The following is a 1,816-nucleotide window of genomic DNA, read 5'->3' as shown; positions in this document are numbered from 1 at the left end:
GCCGGTTGCCGGAGCGGACACCGTGGTGGCTCTCGACGGGGACCGCCTGATCGAGGCGGGCGGCGTATCCGGTCTGACGGTCACGGTGGTGCGGGGGATCGCCGACGAGGACTGCCTGTCGCTGCGGGTGGCCGACGGCCGGTACGTGCGGCACGAGTCCTTCGGCCTGCGGCTGGGGTGGGACGACGGCGGGCCACTGTTCCTGATGGACGCCACGTTCTGCCCGAGGCCCGGTGCCGAGCCGCGCAGCGTGCGGCTCGCCTCGTTCAACTACCCGGGCCGGTTCGTGCGGGTGCGCGGCGGGCTGCTCGGGCTCGACCCGGAGGTGGCCGGTGACACGTACGCCGAGGAGACCTCCTTCCTGATCACCCGGCGGTAAGCGCTCCGGAAGTTTCGGAATTTGTGCTGAGCCGATGATCGTCGTGGAGCGCCACTGCACCTCGTTCCGCAACATTCGACAGACGCTGCGAATCTCTGGCCAGCCATGATGCTTCATTCGCCATAACTTGGCAGCAATTAGGTTTCCGCAATATTTCTGGAAGTTGTTGACAAGTTTCCGAGGCACGCCATACCGTCTCAGCACAGCAATCAACCGCGATCGATGCCCCCACATCGCGACCTTCTCCTCCGGTCTGAGCACGGACGACGGCCCACCCGCCGCGACGGTGCGACGCCGATCTCCGCGGCCGCCAGGAGAGCCCGCCGGGTCGCACCGCCAGCTGGCCGCCCCAGCCAGCCCTCATCAGGAGGTAGCAAGGACATGACCGACACCGCCACCAGACCCATCCGGGTCAGGCGCATGCGTCTGATCCTCGGCACCCTGTGCGCCGCCGTGCTGGCCGCCGCCGGCACGATGATCGCAGCGCCCAGCGCGTACGCCGAGGCCGACCGAACCCTCACCTCGAACGCCACCGGCACGCACAACGGGTACTTCTTCTCGTTCTGGAAGGACAGCGGCAACGCGAGCATGACGCTGCGCGCCGACGGCCGGTACAGCAGCAGCTGGAACAACAGCACCAACAACTGGGTCGGCGGCAAGGGCTGGGCCACCGGCAGCCGGCGGACGGTCAGCTACTCGGGCACCTACAACCCGGGCAACAACAACACCTACCTGGCCCTGTACGGATGGACGCGCAACCCGCTCATCGAGTACTACGTCGTGGAGAACTTCGGCAGCTACAACCCGAGCAGCGGCGCCACCCGGTTCGGCACGGTCACCACCGACGGCGGCACCTACGACATCCTCCGCAGCCAGCGGGTCAACCAGCCCTGCATCGACGGCGACCGCTGCACGTTCTACCAGTTCTGGAGCGTCCGCCAGCAGAAGCGGTCAAGTGGCACCATCACCACCGCCAACCACTTCGACGCCTGGGCCCGCGCCGGTCTCCAACTCGGCAGCAACCACAGCTACCAGATCATGGCGACGGAGGGTTACCAGAGCAGCGGCAGCTCCGACATCACGGTCTGGGAAGGCGGTGGCGGCACCACTCCGCCGCCGAACCCGCAGCCGGGCAACTGCACCGCGACACTGTCGGCCGGGCAGACGTTCGGCGACCGGTTCAACCTCAACGTCGCGGTCAGCGGCACCAACAACTGGACCGTCGCGCTCGGCCTGGGCGGCGGTCAGAGCCTGCAGAACAGCTGGAACGCGGCGGTCAGCGGCACCACTGGCACCATCACGGCCAGACCGAACGGCAACGGCAACAACTTCGGGGTGACGATCATGGCCAACGGCAACTGGAACTGGCCGACGGTCACCTGCCGGTCGAGCTGACGCGGCAGTCCTGATCACCCCACCGGGGTGGGGGGGGGCGCC

At 67.8% G+C, this 1,816-nt stretch carries 2 protein-coding genes; both read left to right on the top strand.

Going from position 1 to position 1,816, the window contains the following annotated elements; translation table 11 throughout:
• On the top strand, positions 1 to 379 hold a 379-nt coding region (locus tag AB0M20_RS41395), incomplete at its 5' end, for an AbfB domain-containing protein (RefSeq protein ID WP_364306789.1).
• A 381-nt stretch (positions 380 to 760) separates the two neighbouring features.
• A complete protein-coding gene (locus AB0M20_RS41390; protein WP_364306787.1) occupies positions 761 to 1,774 on the top strand; it encodes a glycoside hydrolase family 11 protein in 1,014 nt (337 codons plus the stop codon).
• Positions 1,775 to 1,816 lie beyond the last annotated feature (42 nt).

This window comes from Actinoplanes sp. NPDC051633 (assembly GCF_040681735.1).
GTDB lineage: Bacteria > Actinomycetota > Actinomycetes > Mycobacteriales > Micromonosporaceae > Actinoplanes.
The sequence above is the reverse complement of the archived record's forward strand: the minus strand, read 5'-3'. Positions and strand labels throughout refer to the sequence as shown.

Coding starts and splice junctions, on each gene's coding strand:
- AB0M20_RS41390 (WP_364306787.1), top strand. CDS start 761: ATGACCGACACCGCCACCAGACCCATCCGGGTCAGGCGCATGCGTCTG.